The organism is Streptococcus infantis (assembly GCF_047460685.1).
Taxonomy (GTDB): Bacteria; Bacillota; Bacilli; order Lactobacillales; family Streptococcaceae; genus Streptococcus; species Streptococcus infantis_AD.
Window position 1 is genome coordinate 14244 of the sequence record NZ_JASHFS010000017.1, and the last position, 20267, is coordinate 34510.

Annotated in this window: 14 protein-coding genes and 1 pseudogene; 14 read left to right on the forward strand and 1 reads right to left on the reverse strand. The window is 37.3% G+C overall.

Annotation, left to right across the window (positions count from 1 at the left end):
• Positions 1 to 68 precede the first annotated feature (68 nt).
• Positions 69 to 6500, forward strand: a complete 6432-nt coding sequence (locus QM917_RS08760) for a S8 family serine peptidase (protein ID WP_414285475.1) — start codon at positions 69 to 71, stop codon at positions 6498 to 6500.
• Positions 6501 to 6853: 353 nt separating this feature from the next.
• On the opposite strand, the gene ald is transcribed toward QM917_RS08760, so the two are convergent.
• Positions 6854 to 7966: an alanine dehydrogenase gene (ald, locus tag QM917_RS08765; protein WP_414285476.1), complete on the reverse strand. Its 1113-nt coding sequence runs from the start codon at positions 7964 to 7966 to the stop codon at positions 6854 to 6856.
• Positions 7967 to 8145: 179 nt separating this feature from the next.
• Between ald and QM917_RS08770 the strand changes: the two genes are divergently transcribed.
• The 13 genes and pseudogenes from QM917_RS08770 (at position 8146) to atpD (ending at position 20261) form a co-directional block, all read left to right on the forward strand.
• Positions 8146 to 8760 (forward strand): hypothetical protein, encoded by a 615-nt coding sequence (locus QM917_RS08770; protein WP_414285477.1) that lies wholly within the window; start codon positions 8146 to 8148, stop codon positions 8758 to 8760.
• Positions 8761 to 8921: 161 nt separating this feature from the next.
• Positions 8922 to 9491: a GNAT family N-acetyltransferase gene (locus QM917_RS08775; protein ID WP_414285478.1), complete on the forward strand. Its 570-nt coding sequence runs from the start codon at positions 8922 to 8924 to the stop codon at positions 9489 to 9491.
• A gap of 65 nt (positions 9492 to 9556) precedes the next feature.
• Positions 9557 to 10198, forward strand: a complete 642-nt coding sequence (locus tag QM917_RS08780; protein WP_414285479.1) for a helix-hairpin-helix domain-containing protein — start codon at positions 9557 to 9559, stop codon at positions 10196 to 10198.
• Positions 10182 to 12401 (forward strand): ComEC/Rec2 family competence protein, encoded by a 2220-nt coding sequence (locus tag QM917_RS08785; protein WP_414285480.1) that lies wholly within the window; start codon positions 10182 to 10184, stop codon positions 12399 to 12401. Before QM917_RS08780 ends, QM917_RS08785 begins: the two co-directional genes overlap by 17 nt.
• 125 nt (positions 12402 to 12526) lie before the next feature.
• Positions 12527 to 13813 (forward strand): peptidase U32 family protein, encoded by a 1287-nt coding sequence (locus QM917_RS08790; RefSeq protein ID WP_414285481.1) that lies wholly within the window; start codon positions 12527 to 12529, stop codon positions 13811 to 13813.
• Positions 13814 to 13826: 13 nt separating this feature from the next.
• Positions 13827 to 14138, forward strand: a pseudogene (locus QM917_RS08795) (CHY zinc finger protein).
• Between the two features lie 228 nt (positions 14139 to 14366).
• Positions 14367 to 14567: a F0F1 ATP synthase subunit C gene (locus QM917_RS08800; protein ID WP_001054552.1), complete on the forward strand. Its 201-nt coding sequence runs from the start codon at positions 14367 to 14369 to the stop codon at positions 14565 to 14567.
• A gap of 34 nt (positions 14568 to 14601) precedes the next feature.
• Positions 14602 to 15315 (forward strand): F0F1 ATP synthase subunit A, encoded by a 714-nt coding sequence (gene atpB, locus QM917_RS08805; protein ID WP_153224987.1) that lies wholly within the window; start codon positions 14602 to 14604, stop codon positions 15313 to 15315.
• Between the two features lie 13 nt (positions 15316 to 15328).
• Complete coding sequence (atpF, locus tag QM917_RS08810; protein WP_153224986.1) at positions 15329 to 15823, forward strand: F0F1 ATP synthase subunit B; 495 nt, start codon at positions 15329 to 15331, stop codon at positions 15821 to 15823.
• Positions 15823 to 16359, forward strand: coding sequence for a F0F1 ATP synthase subunit delta (locus tag QM917_RS08815; protein ID WP_414285482.1), 537 nt, complete (start codon positions 15823 to 15825; stop codon positions 16357 to 16359). The genes atpF and QM917_RS08815 overlap by 1 nt, the downstream gene beginning before the upstream one ends.
• A gap of 14 nt (positions 16360 to 16373) precedes the next feature.
• Entirely contained in the window at positions 16374 to 17879 is a 1506-nt protein-coding gene (gene atpA / locus QM917_RS08820) for a F0F1 ATP synthase subunit alpha (RefSeq protein ID WP_000996628.1), read from the forward strand.
• Between the two features lie 15 nt (positions 17880 to 17894).
• Positions 17895 to 18773 (forward strand): F0F1 ATP synthase subunit gamma, encoded by an 879-nt coding sequence (locus QM917_RS08825; protein WP_414285483.1) that lies wholly within the window; start codon positions 17895 to 17897, stop codon positions 18771 to 18773.
• An 81-nt stretch (positions 18774 to 18854) separates the two neighbouring features.
• Positions 18855 to 20261 carry a F0F1 ATP synthase subunit beta gene (gene atpD, locus QM917_RS08830; RefSeq protein WP_000094353.1) on the forward strand — a complete coding sequence of 469 codons (1407 nt, stop codon included), beginning with the start codon at positions 18855 to 18857 and terminating at the stop codon, positions 20259 to 20261.
• The last annotated feature ends 6 nt before the right edge of the window (positions 20262 to 20267 follow it).

A 20267-nucleotide genomic window follows, 5' to 3' on the forward strand; every position in this document is an offset into this window, starting at 1 on the left:
ATAACAAAGGCTAGCAAAGTTAAAGTTTTCTATCTATTGGAAGTTAAATAAATATGTAAGGAATTAAAATGAAAAAAAGTACAGTATTGTCATTAACTACAGCTGCAGTTATTTTAGCAGCATATGTCCCTAACGAGGTAGTCTTAGCAGAAACATCTAGTTCTGAAGATGCTGTAACTATCTCTGATAAAGAAAAAGTAGTAGTAGGTAAACAAAAAGAAAACAAAGAAAAACATGAAGATATTCATAATGCTATAGAAACTTCAAAGGATACTGAAGAGAAGAAAACAACAGTTATTGAGGAAAAAGAAGTTGTTAGTAGAAAGTCTGAGATAGACAAAAAAACTAGTAACGAAGGAGCAAGTATCAAAGAAGACTCCAATCAATCACAAGGAGATAATGCGGATTCGTCTGCAAGTAAAGACCCAGAAAGTCCCCAAAAAGAGGATAAACTTGTCTATATTGCTGAATTTAAAGATAAGGAATCTGGAGAAAAAGCAATCAAGGCATTATCCAATCTTAAGGATACAAAAGTTTTATATACTTATGATACGGTTTTTAATGGTGTTGCAATAGAAACAACTCCAGATAATCTGGACAAAATTAAACTAATAGAAGGTATCTCATCGGTTGAACGATCACAAAAAGTTCAGCCAATGATGAATCATGCTAGAAAGGAAATTGGAGTTGAAGAGGCAATTGATTATCTAAAATCTATCAATGCTCCATTTGGTAAAAATTTTGATGGTAGGGGTATGGTCATTTCAAATATCGATACCGGGACAGATTATAGGCATAAGGCCATGAGGATTGATGATGATGCTAAAGGCTCAATGAGATTCAAAAAAGAAGACTTAAAAGGTACTGATAAAAATTTCTGGTTGAGTGATAAAATCCCTCATGCGTTCAATTATTATAATGGTGGTAAAATCACTGTAGAAAAAGCTGATGATGGAAGCGATTATTTTGATCCACATGGAATGCATATTGCAGGAATTCTTGCGGGAAATGATACTGAAAAAGATATTAAAAACTTTAACGGAATAGATGGAATTGCTCCTAATGCACAGATCTTCTCTTATAAAATGTACTCTGACGCAGGATCTGGCTTCGCAGGAGATGAAACAATGTTTCATGCTATTGAAGATTCGATCAAACACAATGTCGATGTTGTTTCGGTATCATCTGGCTTTACAGGAACAGGTCTTGTAGGTGAGAAATATTGGGAAGCTATTAGAGCGTTAAGAAAAGCAGGCATTCCAATGGTTGTAGCTACGGGTAACTATGCGACTTCTGCTTCAAGTTCTTCATGGGATTTAGTGGCAAATAATAATCTGAAAATGACCGACACTGGAAATGTAACGCGAACTGCAGCACATGAAGATGCGATAGCGGTCGCTTCTGCTAAAAATCAGACAGTTGAGTTTGATAAAGTCAACATAGGTGGAGAAAATTTTAAATACAGAAATATAGGGGCCTTTTTCGATAAGAATAAAATCACAACAAATGAAGACGGTTCAAAAGCTCCTAGTAAATTAAACTTTGTATATATAGGCAAAGGTCAAGACAAAGATTTGATAGGATTGGATCTTAAGGGCAAAATTGCAGTAATGGATCGAATTTATACCAAGGATTTAAAAGATGCTTTTAAAAGAGCAACGGATAAGGGCGCACGCGCCATTATGGTTGTAAATACTGTCAATTACTACAATAGAGATAATTGGACAGAGCTTCCAGCCATGGGATATGAAGCGGATGAAGGGACTAAAAGTCAAGTATTTTCAATTTCAGGAGATGATGGTGTAAAGCTATGGAACATGATTAATCCTGATAAAAAAACTGAGGTTAAAAGAAATAGTAAGGAAGATTTCAAAGATAAATTGGAGCAATACTATCCAATTGATATGGCCAGCTATAATTCTAATAAACCGAATGTAGGTGACGAAAAAGAGATTGACTTTAAGTTTGCACCTGACACAGACAAAGAATTGTATAAAGAAGATGTCATAGTTCCAGCAGGATCCACATCTTGGGGACCTAGAACAGATTTACTTTTAAAACCTGATGTCTCAGCACCAGGTAAAAATATTAAATCTACTCTTAATGTCATTAATGGAAAGTCAACTTATGGATATATGTCAGGGACTAGTATGGCAACTCCAATCGTGGCAGCTTCTACTGTTTTGATTAGACCAAAGTTAAAGGAAATGCTTGAAAGACCTCTATTGAAAAATCTTAAGGGAGATGACAAAATAGATCTTACAAGTCTTACAAAAATTGCCCTACAAAATACTGCACGGCCTATGATGGATGCGACTTCTTGGAAAGAAAAAAGTCAATACTTTGCATCACCTAGACAACAGGGAGCAGGGCTAATTAATGTTGTCAATGCTTTGAGAAATGAAGTTGTAGCGACTTTCAAAAACACGGATTCTAAAGGTTTGGTAAACTCTTATGGTTCTGTTTCTCTTAAAGAAATAAAAGGAGATAAAAAATACTTTACAATTAAGCTTCACAATACATCAAACAGACCTTTAACCTTTAAAGTTTCAGCATCAGCAGTAACTACAGATGCTCTAACTGATAGACTAAAACTGGATGAAACATACAAAGATGAAAAATCTCCAGATGGTAAGCAAATTGTTCCAGAAATTCACCCAGAGAAAGTAAAAGATGCAAATATTACATTTGAGCATGACACTTTCACTATAGGCCCAAATTCTAGCTTTGATTTAAATGCGGTTATAAACGTTGGAGAGGCTAAAAATAAAAATAAATTTGTAGAATCATTTATTCATTTTGAGTCAGTGGAAGAAATGGAAGCTCTAAACTCCAATGGGAAGAAAACAAATTTCCAACCTTCTTTATCGATGCCTCTAATGGGGTTTGCTGGAAATTGGAACCACGAACCAATCCTTGATAAATGGGCCTGGGAAGAAGGTTCAAAATCAAAAACAATGGAAGGTTATGATGATGATGGTAAACCAAAAATTCCAGGAACCTTAAATAAGGGGATTGGTGGAGAACATGGTATAGATAAATTTAATCCAGCAGGAGTTATACAAAATAGAAAAGATAAAAATACAACATCCCTAGATCAAAATCCAGAATTATTTGCTTTCAATAACGAAGGGATCAACGCACCATCATCAAGTGGTTCTAATATTGCTAAAATTTATCCTTTAGATTCAAATGGAAATCCTCAAGATGCTCAACTTGAGAGAGGATTAACACCTTCTCCACTTGTATTAAGAAGTGCAGAAGAAGGAATGATTTCAATAGTAAATACAAATAAAGAGGGAGAAAATCAAAGAGACTTAAAAGTCATTTCGAGAGAACACTTTGTTAAAGGAATTTTAAACTCTAAAAGAAATGATGCAAAGGGAATCAAATCTTCTAAGCTAAAAGTTTGGGGCGACTTGAAATGGGATGGACTCATCTATAATCCTAGAGGTAGAGAAGAAAATGCACCAGAAAGCAAGGATACCAAAGATCCTGCTACTAAGATAAGAGGTCAATTTGAACCGATTGCGGAAGGTCAATATTTCTATAAATTTAAATATAGATTAACTAAAGATTATCCATGGCAGGTTTCCTATATTCCTGTAAAAATTGATAACACAGCCCCTAAGATTGTTTCGGTTGATTTTTCAAATCCTGAAAAAATTAAGCTGATTACAAAGGATACTTATCACAAGGTCAAAGAGCAATACAAGAATGAAACTTTATTTGCGAGAGATCAGAAAGAACATCCTGAAAAATTTGAAGAGATTGCCAACGAAGTTTGGTATGCTGGCGCCGCTCTGGTTAATGAAGATGGAGAGGTTGAGAAAAATCTTGAAGTAACTTACGCAGGTGAGGGTCAAGGAAGAAACAGAAAACTTGACAAAGATGGAAATACCATTTATGAAATTAATGGTGCAGGAGATTTAAGAGGAAAAATCATTGAAGTCATTGCATTAGATGGTTCTAGCAATTTCACAAAGATTCATAGAATTAAATTTGCTGATCATGCTGATGAAAAGGGGATGATTTCCTATTATCTAGTAGATCCTGACCAAGATTCATCTAAATACCAAAAACTTGGTGAGATTGCCGAATCTAAATTTAAAAATTTAGAAAATAGAAAAGAGGATAGTCTTAAAAAAGATACAACTGAAGTAGAACATCATCAAGACAATGAAGAGTCTATCGAAGAAAAATCTAGCTTTACTATCAATAAAGCTATTTCAACAATTAGAGATTTTGAAAGCAAAGACTTAAAGAAACTCATTAAAAAGAGATTTAGAGAAGTTGATGATTTTACAAGTGAAACTGGTAAGAGAACAGAGGAATACGATTATAAATACGATGATAAGGGAAATATCATTGCTTATGACGATGGTAGTGCCTTAGAATATGAAACTGAAAAGCTTGACGAAATCAAATCAAAAATTTATGGTGTTTTAAGCCCGTCTAAAGATGGACACTTTGAAATTCTTGGAAAGATAAGTAATGTTTCTAAAAATGCCAAGGTATATTATGGCAATAACTATAAATCGATAGAAATCAAAACGACCAAGTATGATTCACATTCAAAAACGATGACATTTGATTTATACGCTAATATTAATGATATTGTGGATGGATTAGCTTTTGCAGGAGATATGAGATTCTTTGTGAAAGATGATGATCAGATAAAAGCTGAAACTAAAATTAGAATGCCTGAAAAAAATAAGGAAACTAAAACAGAATATCCCTATGCATCAAGTTATGGAAATGTAATAGAATTAGGAGAAGGTGATCTTTCAAAAAACAAACCAACCAATTTAACGGAAATGGAATCTGGTAAAATCTATTCTGATTCAGAAAAACAACAATATCTGTTAAAAGATAACATTATTCTAAGAAAAGGCTATGCACTAAAAGTGACTACCTATAATCCTGGAAAAACGGATATGTTAGAAGGAAATGGAGTCTATAACAAGGAAGATATAGCAAAAATCCAAAAGACCAATCCTAATCTAAGAGTCCTTTCAGAAAAAATAATTTATGCTGATAGTAGAAATGTTGAAGATGGAAGAAGTACTCAATCAGTATTAATGTCGGCTTTGGACGGCTTTAACATTGTAAAATATCAAGTGTTTACCTTTAAAATGAATGATAAAAGGGAGGCAATCGATAAAGATGGAAATCTTGTGACAGATTCTTCTAAACTGGTATTATTTGGTAAGGATGGTAAAGAGTACACAGGAGAGGATAAGTCCAATGTAGAAGCTATAAAAGAAGATGGCTCTACGTTATTTATTGATGCAAAACCAGTAAATCTTTCAATGGACAAGAACTACTTTAATCCATCTAAATTGAATAAAATCTATGTACGAAATCCAGAATTCCATTTAAGAGGTAAGATTTCTGATAAGGGTGGTTTTAACTGGGAGTTGAGAGTTAATGAATCGGTTGTAGATAATTATTTAATCTACGGAGATTTACACATTGATAACACTAGAGATTTTAACATTAAGCTTAATGTTAAAGACGGTGACATCATGGACTGGGGAATGAAAGACTATAAAGCAAACGGATTCCCAGATAAGGTAACAGATATGGATGGAAATGTTTATCTTCAAACTGGCTATAGCGATTTGAATGCGAAAGCGGTTGGAGTACACTATCAATTTTTATATGATAATGTTAAACCAGAAGTAAACATTGATCCTAAGGGAAATACTAGTATTGAATATGCTGACGGAAAATCTGTTGTCTTTAACATCAATGATAAAAGAAATAATGGATTCGATGGTGAGATTCAAGACAAACATATTTATGTAAATGGAAAAGAATACAAATCATTTGATGATATTAAACAACTAACAGATAAGACACTAAACATTAAGATTGTTGTAAAAGATTTTGCAAGAAATACAACCGTAAAAGAATTCATTTTAAACAAAGATACGGGAGAGGTGAGCGAACTAAAACCTCAGATGGTAACTGTGACCATTCAAAATGGAAAAGAAATGAGTTCTAAGATAGTGTCGGAAGAAGATTTCATTTTACCTGTTTATGAGGGTGAATTAGAAAAAGGATATCAATTTGATGGCTGGGAAATTTCTGGTTTCGAAGGGAAAAAAGACGCTGGCTATGTTCTTAATCTATCAAAAGATACCCTTATAAAACCTGTATTCAAGAAAATAGAGGATAAAAAGGAGGAGGAAAATAAACCTACTTTTGATGTATCGAAAAAGAAAGAAAAAACACAATCTGATTCAACTGAGGATGTCAAAGTTACAGTTCCTGATGAAAATGATAAAAACTTTGAAAATAAGAAGGAAGTTTATCTTAATGAACCAGAGAATATAGCTAATAAACATACCAATATCGATAGTAAATCGGATACTAACAATTCTGACAGATTGCCAAAAACCGGAATGGTTAGAGAAGTTCTTACACCATTCATTGCCGGAATATTGTTTATAGTAGGAGCACTTCTTGGATTGAAGAGAAAAGATCAAGATTAAGATAAAAGGTATGGATGAAAAAAAGGTTTATGTGTTGAGATTAGATACTGTGATGGTTAAACAGTTTGCTGACAATTACTATTTAATACTTAATTCTTAAGTTTACATTGATAATTATACTCTTTTAGAATGAATTAATGGACTTAGTTTAGATAACTAATGAATTGATTGAAAGGATTAATATTGACAAATAGTGATCACATTGATTAGAAACTAGAGTCTATCAAAATTTAAATTATAAACCATGACATCAGAAAACGAGCATCTCCAAGAACGGAAATGCTCGTTTTTGAGATTTAGAAGCTAGTTTTTACGTAGCATTCTATTTTTGTAGTTTAAATTTATAAATCATTTTAGACAAGTTCACTGATTGAAGTGAAGTCACGATCCAAGCCTTCTGCAACTGGTTGGCTGGTGAGGTATCCTTGATAGGTTGTTACACCTTCAAGCAAGCCTGCGTCTTCAAGGATAGCTTTCTTAAATTCTTTACCTGCCAAGGCTTCGATATAAGGAAGAGTCACATTTGTAAGGGCAATCGTAGATGTGCGAGCAACTGCTCCAGGGATGTTGGCAACCGCATAGTGAAGAACACCGTGTTTTTCATAGACTGGTTCATCGTGAGTTGTCACTCGGTCAGCTGTCGCTATAACACCACCTTGGTCAACAGCAACGTCAACGATGACAGAACCAGGACGCATTTGTTGTACCATTTCATCTGTCACCAATTTCGGAGCTTTGGCACCAGGAATCAAGACAGCACCGATCACAACGTCTGCTTCACGCACACTTGCTTCGATATTAAATGGGTTAGACATCAAAGTTTGGATTTGGTGACCAAAGACGTCTTCAAGGACTGAGAGGCGTTTAGCGCTGATATCAAGAATGGTTACTTGAGCTCCCAAACCTAGCGCAATGCGAGCTGCGTGTGTACCAACGACACCACCACCGATAATGGTTACTTTTCCTTTAGGAACACCAGGGACACCACCGAGTAGAACTCCTGAACCGCCAGCTTGTTTCGTCAAGAAGTGGGCTCCGATTTGGACTGCCATACGACCAGCTACCTCACTCATTGGAACAAGAAGTGGGAGTTGTCCTTGAGTATCACGGACTGTCTCATAAGCAACACCAGTTGTTTTAGCTGCAAGCATAGCATCAGCCAATTCTGGAGCAGCAGCCATGTGTAAGTAGGTGAAAAGAAGTAAATCCTCACGCAAGAACTGGTACTCACTAGCAAGGGGTTCTTTTACTTTGACCACTAATTCTGCTGCCCAGGCTTCAGCAGCAGTTGCGACAATTTCTGCTCCTTGCTTTTCATAGTCAGTATCAGCAAAGCCAGATCCAAGACCTGCATTTGTTTCGATGAGGACTCGGTGACCACGACCAACAAGACTCTGTACACCAGCAGGTGTCAAAGCAACACGATTTTCATTATTTTTAATTTCCTTAGGAATTCCAATTAGCATAGGATAACTCACTTTCTATTACGCTGTTTCAATTTATGTATCACATCATTCTTCAGAGTTTTTGTGATGACTTTATTGTATATGAAACCGCTTTAAAAGGCAAGGGAAATTATTGATTTGTATTGTATTTTTTGTTAAGCTTTTAGAAAATAAACTTAATTTAGTGAGGGAAAAGCTGCGTGATTATTTATGAAGATACCAATATAGATTCTTCTCTTATTCACTTTACATCGGCATTTAATATCTATGCGGGACGATGGGAGATTATTGGTGACTATAGAAGAAGGGAGGAGTATTTACAGTATTTGATTTCGCAATTATATGATTATTCAACTAAAAATAAATTCAATATATATTTAGTATTAGGAGATGATTGCTTTAATGATAATACTAGAATATCCCAATATTATAAACTTTGGAAATTGCTAAAAAAGCAACACCTGGAAGTTAGGAATGCAATTTATTCTCAAGAGATTATGATTACGAAGAATGATAAAGTGAAATTTTTTGGTGGAATTCAAGTATTAGGTAGAGAGTCTGTTTCAGATATTGTTTCAATCTTGCTAGCAAAACAAACAGCTCATTTATTATTGTTGCCGGAGGGACTTAAAGTTACCACTTTTTTACAGTCAGGTTTTTCAAAAACAATAGCAGAAAATAGTGAGTATATTGAGAATGTGGTTGGTAGTGGTGGAATAGTTTTATTTCGTGAAGGTTATTTTGACGATAGGAACACAGGCTTTGTAGGTTTTGGAGGATTCCCCTTAATTACTAAAGATTTATTTGGAAAATAGGTAACAATAATTGGAAGTTTATGAGTGAAACTATGAGAGTAACATTTTTATAATGAGAAAATATCTTTGAAAGAAGTGTTTTTTCATTGTTCACATGAAAAACTTGTAAACCTATTTCTTTTATGTTATTCTTTTAGCAATCTATTTTGAGAGGTGCAATCATGGAATCACTATTTATCAAACTAGCTAAGCATCAAATTATCGAAACAGAACGCTTAGTACTTAGACCTGTAACACTTGATGATGCAGAAGCTATGTTTGAGTATGCCTCAGACAGAGACAATACGCGCTACACTTTTCCAACCAATCAAAGTTTAGAGGAAACCAAGAATAATATTGCCCAGTTTTATCTAGCCAATCCCTTGGGGCGATGGGGAATTGAACTAAAAAGTACTGGAGAGTTTATCGGAACTATTGACCTGCACAAGATGGATACTGTTCTTAAGAAGGCAGCCATTGGTTACATTATCAATCAAAAATATTGGAATCAAGGTTTGACGACAGAAGCCAACAGAGCTGTAATTGAACTGGCTTTTGAAAAGATTGGGATGAATAAGTTGACGGCCCTTCACGATAAGGATAATCCTGCGTCAGGAAAAGTCATGGAGAAATCAGGTATGCACTTCTCCCACGAAGAACCATATGCTAGAATGGACTATAAAGAACCAGGACGAATTGTAACACGTGTACATTACATTTTAACCAAGGAAGATTATTTTGCAAATAAGTAAGCAGTTGAAAAGTTTTTTCAGCTGTTTTTTCTTTCTCTTACGAATAATCTAAGAGAGGAGAAAATATGGAAGAACTTATTGAGAAAATCAAAGAATACAAAATCATTGTTATCTGTGCTAGTTTGGGTTTGGTCTTAGGTGGATTTTTCCTCCTAAAACCAGTCGCTCAAACACCGACTAAGGAAAGCAATTTGCAAACAGAAGTTACAACTGTTTCAAAGGATTCGACGGATGAAAAGGAAGATAAAAATCAGAAGGAAGAAGTGGTGGAGCAAGATTTGATTACTGTCGATGTCAAAGGCGCTGTTAAATCGCCAGGAATTTATGATTTGCCAGTTGGAAGTCGAATCAATGATGCTGTTCAAAAAGCTGGTGGCTTGACAGATAATGCAGACAGTAAGTCTATCAATCTTGCTCAGAAAATTAGTGACGAAGCACTTGTCTATGTTCCAACTAAGGGAGAAGATACTAGTCAAGCAACACAATCAAATGCTTCTAACAGCAAGGAAAATAAGAAAGTCAATCTCAATAAAGCCAGTTTAGAGGAGCTTAAACAAGTCAAAGGATTAGGTGCTAAACGTGCTCAAGATATTATCGACCATCGTGATTCCAACGGTAAATTTAAGTCAGTTGATGAGCTCAAAAAGGTTTCTGGTATTGGTACAAAAACGATAGAAAAGTTAAAAGAGTATGTTACAGTGGATTAGTCGCTTTCCAATTCCAAAAATCTATCTTAGTTTTCTTTTGCTATGGTTCTACTATGCTATCTTTTCAGCGAGTGTCTTAGCACTTTTGGGCTTTGTTTTTTTACTGGTCTGCCTCTTTTTCCAATTTCCATGGAAGACGGTAACCAAGGTCCTCTTGATTTGCAGCATATTTGGGAGTTGGTTTATTTTTCAAAAATGGCAGCAAGAAGAAGCCAGTCGGAATCTTGTAGACACGGTTGATACAGTGAGAATATTACCGGATACCATCAAAGTAAATGGTGATAGCTTATCTTTTCGTGGCAAGGCTGAGGGCAGACTCTTTCAGGTCTATTATAAACTCCAGTCAGAAGTTGAAAAGGAAAAATTTCAAGATTTATCTGAACTACATGAAATGGTTGTGAAAGGCAAGCTAGCTAGTCCTCAAGGAGCCAGTAATTTTGCGGGTTTTGATTATCGAAACTATCTCAAAACACAAGGAATTTATCAGACTATGACCATATCCGAAATTGTGGAATTAAAGCAAATTTCCAGTTGGGATATTGGAGAAAATCTATCAAGTTTGCGGAGAAAAGCAGTTGTCTGGATAAAAAGGAATTTTCCCGATCCCATGCGCAATTATATGACAGGTCTTTTATTGGGACATTTAGATACAGATTTTGAGGAAATGAATGAACTTTATTCCAGCCTAGGGATTATTCACCTTTTTGCTTTGTCTGGAATGCAGGTCGGATTTTTCATGGATGCTTTCAAGAAGTTACTTCTGCGTTTGGGTTTGACGCAAGAAAAGTTCAAATGGCTAGCCTATCCCTTCTCCTTAGTCTATGCAGGTTTGACAGGATTTTCAGCCTCTGTTATTCGTAGTCTCCTCCAAAAGCTATTGGCTCAGCATGGCTTCAAGTCATTGGATAATTTTGCTTTAACGATTCTTATTCTATTTCTTATCATGCCAAACTTTTTCTTAACTGCTGGGGGAGTTCTTTCCTGTGCTTATGCCTTTATCCTGACAATGACTGGTGAGGAAGTAGCAGGGATAAAAGGTTTGATTAGAGAGAGTTGTATTATTTCCTTGGGAATTCTGCCAATTCTATCTTTTTATTTTTCAGAATTTCAACCATGGTCCATTCTCTTGACATTTGTCTTTTCATTCTTGTTTGACATGTTCCTATTGCCACTTTTATCGATTCTCTTCTGTCTGTCATTTATATATCCCATCACCCAGTTCAACTTTCTATTTGAATGGCTAGAAAACATCATACGCTATATTTCTCAGCTATCTACGAGGCCTCTTGTTTTTGGTCATCCGAGTCTTTGGATTTTAATCCTTCTTTTGATTTCTTTAGCTCTCATCTACGACTATCGAAAGAATTTGAAAAAAATATCTATGCTTGTCATAGTTGCCATCTCACTCTTTTTAGTAACCAAGCATCCACTAGAAAATGAAATCACAGTCCTAGATATGGAACAGGGGCGAAGCATTTTCCTAAGAGACATGTCAGGGAAGACCATACTACTGGATGTTGGTGAAAAGCTAGCAGTTGAAAAGAAAGAAGTCTGGCAGGAGAAAGCTATTACCAGCAATGCCAAACGTAGTTTAATTCCTTATCTGAAAAGTCGAGGAGTGGCCAAGATTGATCAGTTGGTTCTGACGACTAGTGATACTAAGCAGTTAGATCATGTGTTAGAGATCAGTAAAGCCTTCCAGCTTAGAGAAATTCTAGTAACTGAAGAAACTCTATCACAGAGAGAATTCATGGATAAGTTGAAGGAGAGCAAAGTCAAGATAGTTGCCATCAAAACTGGACAGCAGTTACCTATTTTTGGGAGTAATTTGGAAGTAATCGCAACTCAAAATAAGGATAAAAGTGATTCAATTACAATGTATGGAAAGTTACTAAATCAAACCTTTCTAGTTACTGGAAATACAGAGGAAAAGTTCTTGACGAGTCATTCCTCAAAACACCAAGCAGATGTAGTAATAACTCATCAGCAAGCATCGAAGAAAAAGACAGATGGTGAGGTCTTCAAAACTTTACAAGCTAAAATCACAGTCATTTCGGTAGACAAGAAAAAATCATTTAAAGTTAAAAATGGGGAGAATAACCAAGAAGATAAAGAACTTGAGAATTTGGTATTAAAAACTGACAAAAAGGGTGCTATACGTTTTAAAGGCTGGACTACTTGGAATGTTGAAACTGTTCAATAAGGTTTTCAGAGAAAACTAAACATTAAAATTGTCTAAACAATCATTCAAGGCTTGATTTTGAATCCTGTTTACTATAAAATAGTTAAGATTGGTGTCAAACTTTTATATTGCAAATAGGAGAAAAAATGACAAAAACTTTGAAACGTCCTGAGGTTCTATCACCTGCAGGAACACTAGAAAAACTAAAAGTAGCTGTTCAATACGGAGCAGATGCTGTCTTTATCGGTGGTCAGGCCTATGGTCTACGTAGCCGTGCGGGAAACTTCACTTTCGAACAAATGGAAGAAGGAGTTCAGTTCGCGGCTAAGTATGGAGCTAAGGTATATGTGGCTGCTAATATGGTTATGCACGAAGGAAATGAAGAAGGTGCCGGAGAATGGTTCCGTAAGTTGCGTGATATTGGTATTTCAGCGGTTATTGTTTCTGACCCTGCCTTAATCATGATTGCAGCAACAGAAGCACCAGGACTTGAAATCCACCTTTCAACACAAGCTAGTGCGACCAACTATGAAACTCTTGAATTCTGGAAAGAACTTGGATTGACGCGTGTCGTTTTGGCGCGTGAGGTTTCTATGGAAGAGTTAGCAGAAATTCGCAAACGTACAGATGTAGAAATTGAAGCCTTCGTACATGGAGCTATGTGTATTTCCTACTCTGGTCGTTGTACCCTTTCTAACCATATGAGTATGCGTGACGCCAACCGTGGTGGATGTTCACAATCTTGCCGTTGGAAATATGACCTTTACGATATGCCATTTGGTAAAGAGCGTAAGAGTCTCAAGGGAGAAATTCCTGAAGAATTTTCAATGTCAGCTGTTGATATGTCTATGATTGACCATATTCCAGATATGATTGAAAATGGTGTGGACAGTCTTAAAATTGAAGGTCGTATGAAGTCTATCCACTATGTTTCAACAGTGACAAACTGCTACAAGGCTGCCGTTGATGCCTACCTTGAAAGTCCTGAAAAGTTTGAGGCTATTAAGCAAGACTTGATTGATGAAATGTGGAAGGTGGCCCAACGTGAATTGGCTACAGGTTTCTATTACGGAACACCATCTGAAAATGAACAATTGTTTGGTGCTCGTCGTAAGATTCCAGAATACAAGTTTGTTGCTGAAGTGGTTTCTTATGATGATGCGACACAAACAGCAACTATTCGCCAACGTAACGTTATCAACGAAGGTGACCAAGTTGAGTTTTACGGTCCAGGTTTCCGTCATTTTGAAACTTATATCGAAGACCTTCATGATGCTAAAGGAAATAAAATTGACCGTGCACCAAACCCAATGGAACTCTTGACCATCAAGGTTCCTCAACCAGTACAGTCCGGTGATATGGTCCGTGCTTTGAAAGAAGGCTTGATCAATCTTTACAAAGAAGATGGAACCAGCGTCACAGTTCGTGCATAGATAAGGAAAGTCAATGGTTCAAGCTCATGGATTACTAGTAGATAATGAAAGCAGATGTGTTCATTACCATAGTGATAGAGACATCGTAGCTCTTCAATGCTATGAGTGTCAGAAATACTATGCCTGTTATCAGTGTCACAATTAGCTTGAGGAACACATATTTTCTCCCTACCCTTTAAGACTTAAACAGGATAAACCCATCTTATGTGGTTCCTGTAAGAAGATCCTAACTTATGAGGAGTATAGAGAAAAGGGGAGCTGTCCTTATTGTGCAGCACTCTTTAATCCAGCTTGCCAGAGCCACCATTCCTATTATTTTAAATAAGAAACGATAAATCCAGGTTGTAAAACTTGGATTTTTGTTTTCAGAAAAACAGGAAAGATAAGGAAAACAATCTGAAAAGACATTAAAATTTTCTATAAAATTGACTTGAAAATCGTAAAAATAGAAATAAATGATTAGAAACGCTTTCAATGCTAGTAAAAAGTTGACAAAAGCAAATTTTAGGACTAAACTAGGGAAGTAAATTTATTTAAAAAAGGAGAATTCGTCATGAATTTAACATTTTTCGGTCTATGTCTTGCCTGTATGGGTGTATCTCTTGCAGAAGGATTTTTGATGAACGGTTTGTTCAAATCTGCAGCACGCCAACCAGATATCATCCCACAATTGCGTAGTTTGATGATCATGGGGATCGCCTTTATCGAAGGAACATTCTTTGTAACTCTCGTATTTTCATTTATCATCAAATAAAGAGAAGTATAAAATGGAAAAGGGAGGATTCTAGATGGAAGAAAGTATCAATCCAACCATCAATATTGGTCCTGTTACCTTTGATTTAACCTTGACAGCATTGACTTTGTTGTCTGTGGCACTTATTTTTAGCTTTATCTATTGGGCAAGTCGTAATATGACTGTAAAACCCAAAGGAAAGCAAAATGTACTCGAGTATCTCTATGACTTTGTAGTCGGATTTACAGAACCTAACGTAGGTTCACGGTACATGAAAGATTACTCACTCTTTTACTTGTGTTTATTTCTTTTTATGGTTATCGCAAATAATCTTGGTTTGATGGCGAAACTTCAAACTACAGATGGGACAAACCTTTGGACATCGCCAACAGCAAATCTCCAGTTTGACTTGGCTTTGTCATTCGGAATTATCCTGATGACCCATATTGAAGGAATTCGTCGTCGCGGTGTTAAAAAATATCTAAAAGGTTTTGTAACCCCAGGTTTCATGACACCGATGAATCTCCTTGAAGAAGTCACGAATTTCCTATCACTTGCCTTGCGGGTGTTCGGGAATATCTTTGCCGGAGAAGTGATGGCAAGCTTGCTGATTACTCTCTCTCATCAGGCACTTTATTGGTATCCAGTCGCATTTGTTACCAATCTTGTCTGGACGGCATTTTCTGTGTTTATTTCCTGTGTTCAGGCCTATGTATTCACAGTCTTGTCTTCTATGTATCTAGGAAATAAAATTAATGATGAAGAGTAGAAAGGAGTAAATGATGCACGTAACAGTAGGTGAATTGATTGGTAACTTTATTTTAATTGCTGGCTCTTTTATCCTTTTGATCGTCTTAGTCAAAAAATTCGCATGGTCAAACTTGACAAGTGTCTTCGAAGAACGAGCAGAAAAGATTACTGCTGATATTGATGGTGCTGAACAAGCTCGTCAAAAAGCAGAAACTCTTGCTCAAAAGCGTGAAGATGAATTAGCAGGTAGCCGAAGCGAAGCTAAAACTATCATCGAAAATGCTAAGGAGACAGCTGAAAAGAGCAAATCAGATATTCTGGCTGAAGCTAAGCTAGAAGCTGGCCGCTTGAAAGAAAAAGCTAACCAAGAAATTGCGCAAAACAAAGCTGAGGCTTTACAAAGCGTTAAAGGTGAGGTAGCAGATTTGACAGTTAGTCTAGCTGGAAAAATTATCTCACAAAACCTTGACGGTCATGCCCATAAAGAACTCATTGATCAGTATATTGATCAGCTAGGAGAAGCTTAATGGACAAAAAGACAGTAAAGGTAATTGAAAAATACAGCATGCCTTTTGTCCAATTGGTGATTGAAAAAGGAGAAGAAGATTCTATCTTCTCAGACTTGACCCAGATTAAGCAAGTCGCTGAAGAAACAGACTTGCCTTCTTTTTTGGCTCAGGTAGATGTTGATGAGTCTGACAAGGAAAAAACAGTCAGTTATTTCCAAGATTCTGCATCGCCATTATTACAAAACTTCATTCAAGTTCTGTTGTACAATCATCGATCAAATCTTTTTTATGATGTGATTGTAGATTGTTTAAACCGTCTTGAGAGAGAAACGAATCGTTTTGAAGTAACGATTATGTCTGTTCATCCTTTAACGGATGAACAAAAAGAACGTTTGCTTCCAATTATAGAGAAAAAGATGTCTTTAAAAGTGCGTAGCATTAAAGAAGAAATCGACGATAGTTTAATCGGTGGTTTTGTTATTATCGCCAATCACAAGACAATTGATGTTAGTATTAAACAACAACTTAAAGTTGTTAAGGAAAATTTGAAATAGAAAGTGGTGTTCTTTTGGCAATTAACGCACAAGAAATCAGCGCTTTAATTAAGCAACAAATTGAAAATTTCAAACCCAATTTTGATGTGACTGAAACTGGTGTTGTAACCTACATCGGTGACGGAATTGCGCGTGCTCATGGCCTTGAAAATGCCATGAGTGGAGAGTTGTTGATTTTTGAAAACGGCTCTTATGGTATGGCGCAAAACTTAGAATCAACTGATGTTGGTATTATTATCCTTGGAGACTTTACAGATATCCGCGAAGGCGACACCATTCGTCGTACAGGGAAAATCATGGAAGTTCCAGTTGGTGATAGCTTGATTGGACGTGTCGTGGATCCACTTGGTCGTCCAGTAGATGGGCTTGGTCCAATCGACACAAACAAGACTCGTCCAGTTGAAGCACCAGCACCTGGGGTAATGCAACGTAAATCAGTATCAGAACCATTGCAAACTGGTTTGAAAGCTATTGATGCCCTTGTTCCAATCGGTCGTGGACAACGTGAGTTGATTATCGGTGACCGTCAAACAGGGAAAACCACCATCGCTATCGATGCAATCTTGAACCAAAAAGGTCAAGATATGATTTGTATCTATGTAGCGATTGGTCAAAAAGAATCAACAGTTCGTACACAAGTAGAAACACTTCGCCAGTACGGAGCCTTGGATTACACAATCGTCGTGACAGCGTCAGCTTCACAACCTTCTCCATTGCTTTTCCTTGCACCTTATGCAGGGGTTGCTATGGCTGAAGAATTTATGTACCAAGGTAAGCATGTCTTGATCGTTTATGATGACTTATCTAAACAAGCGGTAGCTTATCGTGAACTTTCTCTCTTGCTCCGTCGCCCACCAGGTCGTGAAGCCTTCCCAGGGGATGTCTTCTACCTTCACAGTCGTCTACTTGAGCGTTCTGCTAAAGTTTCTGATGAACTAGGTGGTGGATCTATCACAGCTCTTCCATTTATTGAGACACAAGCAGGAGATATCTCAGCCTATATCGCCACAAACGTAATCTCTATTACGGATGGACAAATCTTCCTTGGCGATGGACTCTTTAACGCGGGTATCCGTCCGGCTATTGATGCGGGTTCTTCTGTATCGCGTGTTGGTGGTTCTGCACAGATTAAAGCAATGAAGAAAGTTGCTGGTACTCTTCGTATCGACCTTGCTTCATACCGTGAGTTGGAAGCCTTCACTAAATTTGGTTCTGACTTGGATGCGGCTACTCAGGCTAAATTGAACCGTGGTCGTCGTACTGTAGAAGTATTGAAACAACCTGTTCACAAACCATTACCTGTTGAGAAACAAGTTACTATTCTCTATGCTTTAACACATGGTTTCTTGGATACAATTCCTGTAGACGATATCGTTCGTTTCGAAGAAGAGTTCCATATGTTCTTTGATGCTCAACATCCTGAAATTTTGGAAACCATTCGTGAAACAAAAGACTTGCCAGATGAAGCAGTCTTGGATGCTGCGATTACTGAGTTTCTCAATCAATCAAGCTTCCAATAAGAATAGAGGTGTCAGATGGCAGTATCTCTAAATGATATTAAAACAAAAATCGCCTCAACAAAAAATACTAGTCAAATTACTAACGCGATGCAGATGGTTTCTGCAGCTAAGTTAGGTCGTTCTGAAGAAGCAGCTCGTAACTTCCAAGTGTATGCACAAAAAGTGCGTAAACTAGTTACAGATATCCTCCACGGAGATGGTGCAGGCGGATCAACTAACCCTATGTTGATCAGTCGCCCCGTCAAAAAAACAGGCTATATCGTCATTACATCTGACCGTGGTCTTGTTGGAGGATATAATTCTTCAATCTTAAAAGCTGTCATGGAAATTCAGCAAGAATACCATCCTTCAGGTGATGATTTTGAAGTCATCTGTATTGGTGGTATGGGAGCCGATTTCTTCAAATCACGCGGTATTCAACCAATCTATGAATTGCGTGGACTTGCAAGCCAACCAAGCTTTGATGAAGTTCGTAAGATTATTACAAAAACGATTGAAATGTATCAAAACGAACTTTTTGATGAGCTCTATGTTTGTTACAACCACCACGTGAATACATTGACAAGTCAAATGCGTGTAGAACAGATGCTTCCTATTGTGGACTTGGATCCAAATGAAGCGGATGAGAACTATAGCTTGACCTTTGATCTTGAAACAAGTCGTGAAGAAATCTTGGATCAATTACTACCACAATTTGCTGAAAGTATGATTTATGGTGCTATTATTGATGCCAAGACAGCTGAAAATGCTGCTGGTATGACAGCCATGCAAACAGCGACTGATAATGCTAAAAAAGTGATTAATGATTTGACCATTCAGTATAACCGTGCCAGACAGGCGGCGATTACACAAGAAATCACAGAAATCGTGGCAGGAGCTAGCGCTTTAGAATAAAGCCATCCTGCTCAGATCAATGAACTTAGGACCTAGCAAAACTAGGAGCCGACAGTATCTTATATAGAATAGGAGAAGGAGATGAGTTCAGGTAAAATTGCTCAGGTTATCGGACCCGTTGTAGACGTTTTGTTTGCAGCAGGGGAAAAACTTCCTGAGATTAACAATGCACTTGTCGTCTACAAAAATGACGAAAAGAAAACAAAAATCGTCCTTGAAGTAGCCTTAGAGTTGGGAGATGGTATGATTCGTACCATCGCCATGGAATCAACAGATGGTTTAACTCGTGGAATGGAAGTATTGGACACTGGTCGTCCAATATCTGTACCAGTAGGTAAAGAAACCTTGGGACGTGTCTTCAATGTTTTGGGAGATACCATTGACTTGGAAGCTCCTTTTGGAGAAGACGCAGAACGCCAGCCAATTCATAAAAAAGCACCTACTTTTGATGAGTTGTCTACCTCTTCAGAAATCCTCGAAACAGGGATTAAGGTTATCGACCTTCTTGCCCCTTATCTTAAAGGTGGTAAGGTCGGACTCTTCGGTGGTGCCGGAGTTGGTAAAACTGTCTTAATCCAAGAATTGATTCACAATATTGCCCAAGAACACGGTGGTATCTCAGTATTTACTGGTGTTGGGGAACGTACTCGTGAAGGGAATGACCTCTACTGGGAAATGAAAGAATCAGGTGTTATCGAGAAAACAGCCATGGTATTTGGTCAGATGAATGAACCACCAGGGGCACGTATGCGTGTTGCCCTTACTGGTTTGACAATCGCTGAATACTTCCGTGATGTAGAAGGTCAAGACGTTCTTCTCTTTATTGACAACATTTTCCGTTTCACACAAGCTGGTTCAGAAGTATCTGCCCTTTTGGGTCGTATGCCATCAGCCGTTGGTTACCAACCAACCCTCGCAACAGAAATGGGTCAATTGCAAGAACGTATCACTTCAACTAAGAAAGGTTCTGTAACCTCTATCCAGGCTATCTACGTGCCAGCGGATGACTATACTGACCCAGCGCCAGCAACAGCCTTCGCTCACTTGGATTCAACTACCAACTTGGAACGTAAATTGGTTCAATTGGGTATCTACCCAGCCGTTGACCCACTTGCTTCAAGTTCACGTGCCTTGGCACCTGAAATCGTTGGAGAAGAACACTACGCAGTTGCGGCTGAGGTCAAACGTGTTCTTCAACGTTACCATGAGTTGCAAGATATCATTGCCATCCTTGGTATGGATGAACTTTCTGATGAAGAAAAGACTTTGGTTGCTCGTGCCCGTCGTATTCAGTTCTTCCTTTCACAAAACTTCAACGTTGCGGAACAATTTACTGGTCAACCAGGTTCTTATGTTCCAGTAGCTGAAACAGTTCGTGGATTTAAGGAAATTCTTGACGGAAAACACGATCATCTCCCAGAAGATGCCTTCCGTGGAGTAGGTTCAATCGAAGATGTTATTGCTAAGGCTGAAAAAATGGGATTTTAAGAGGTG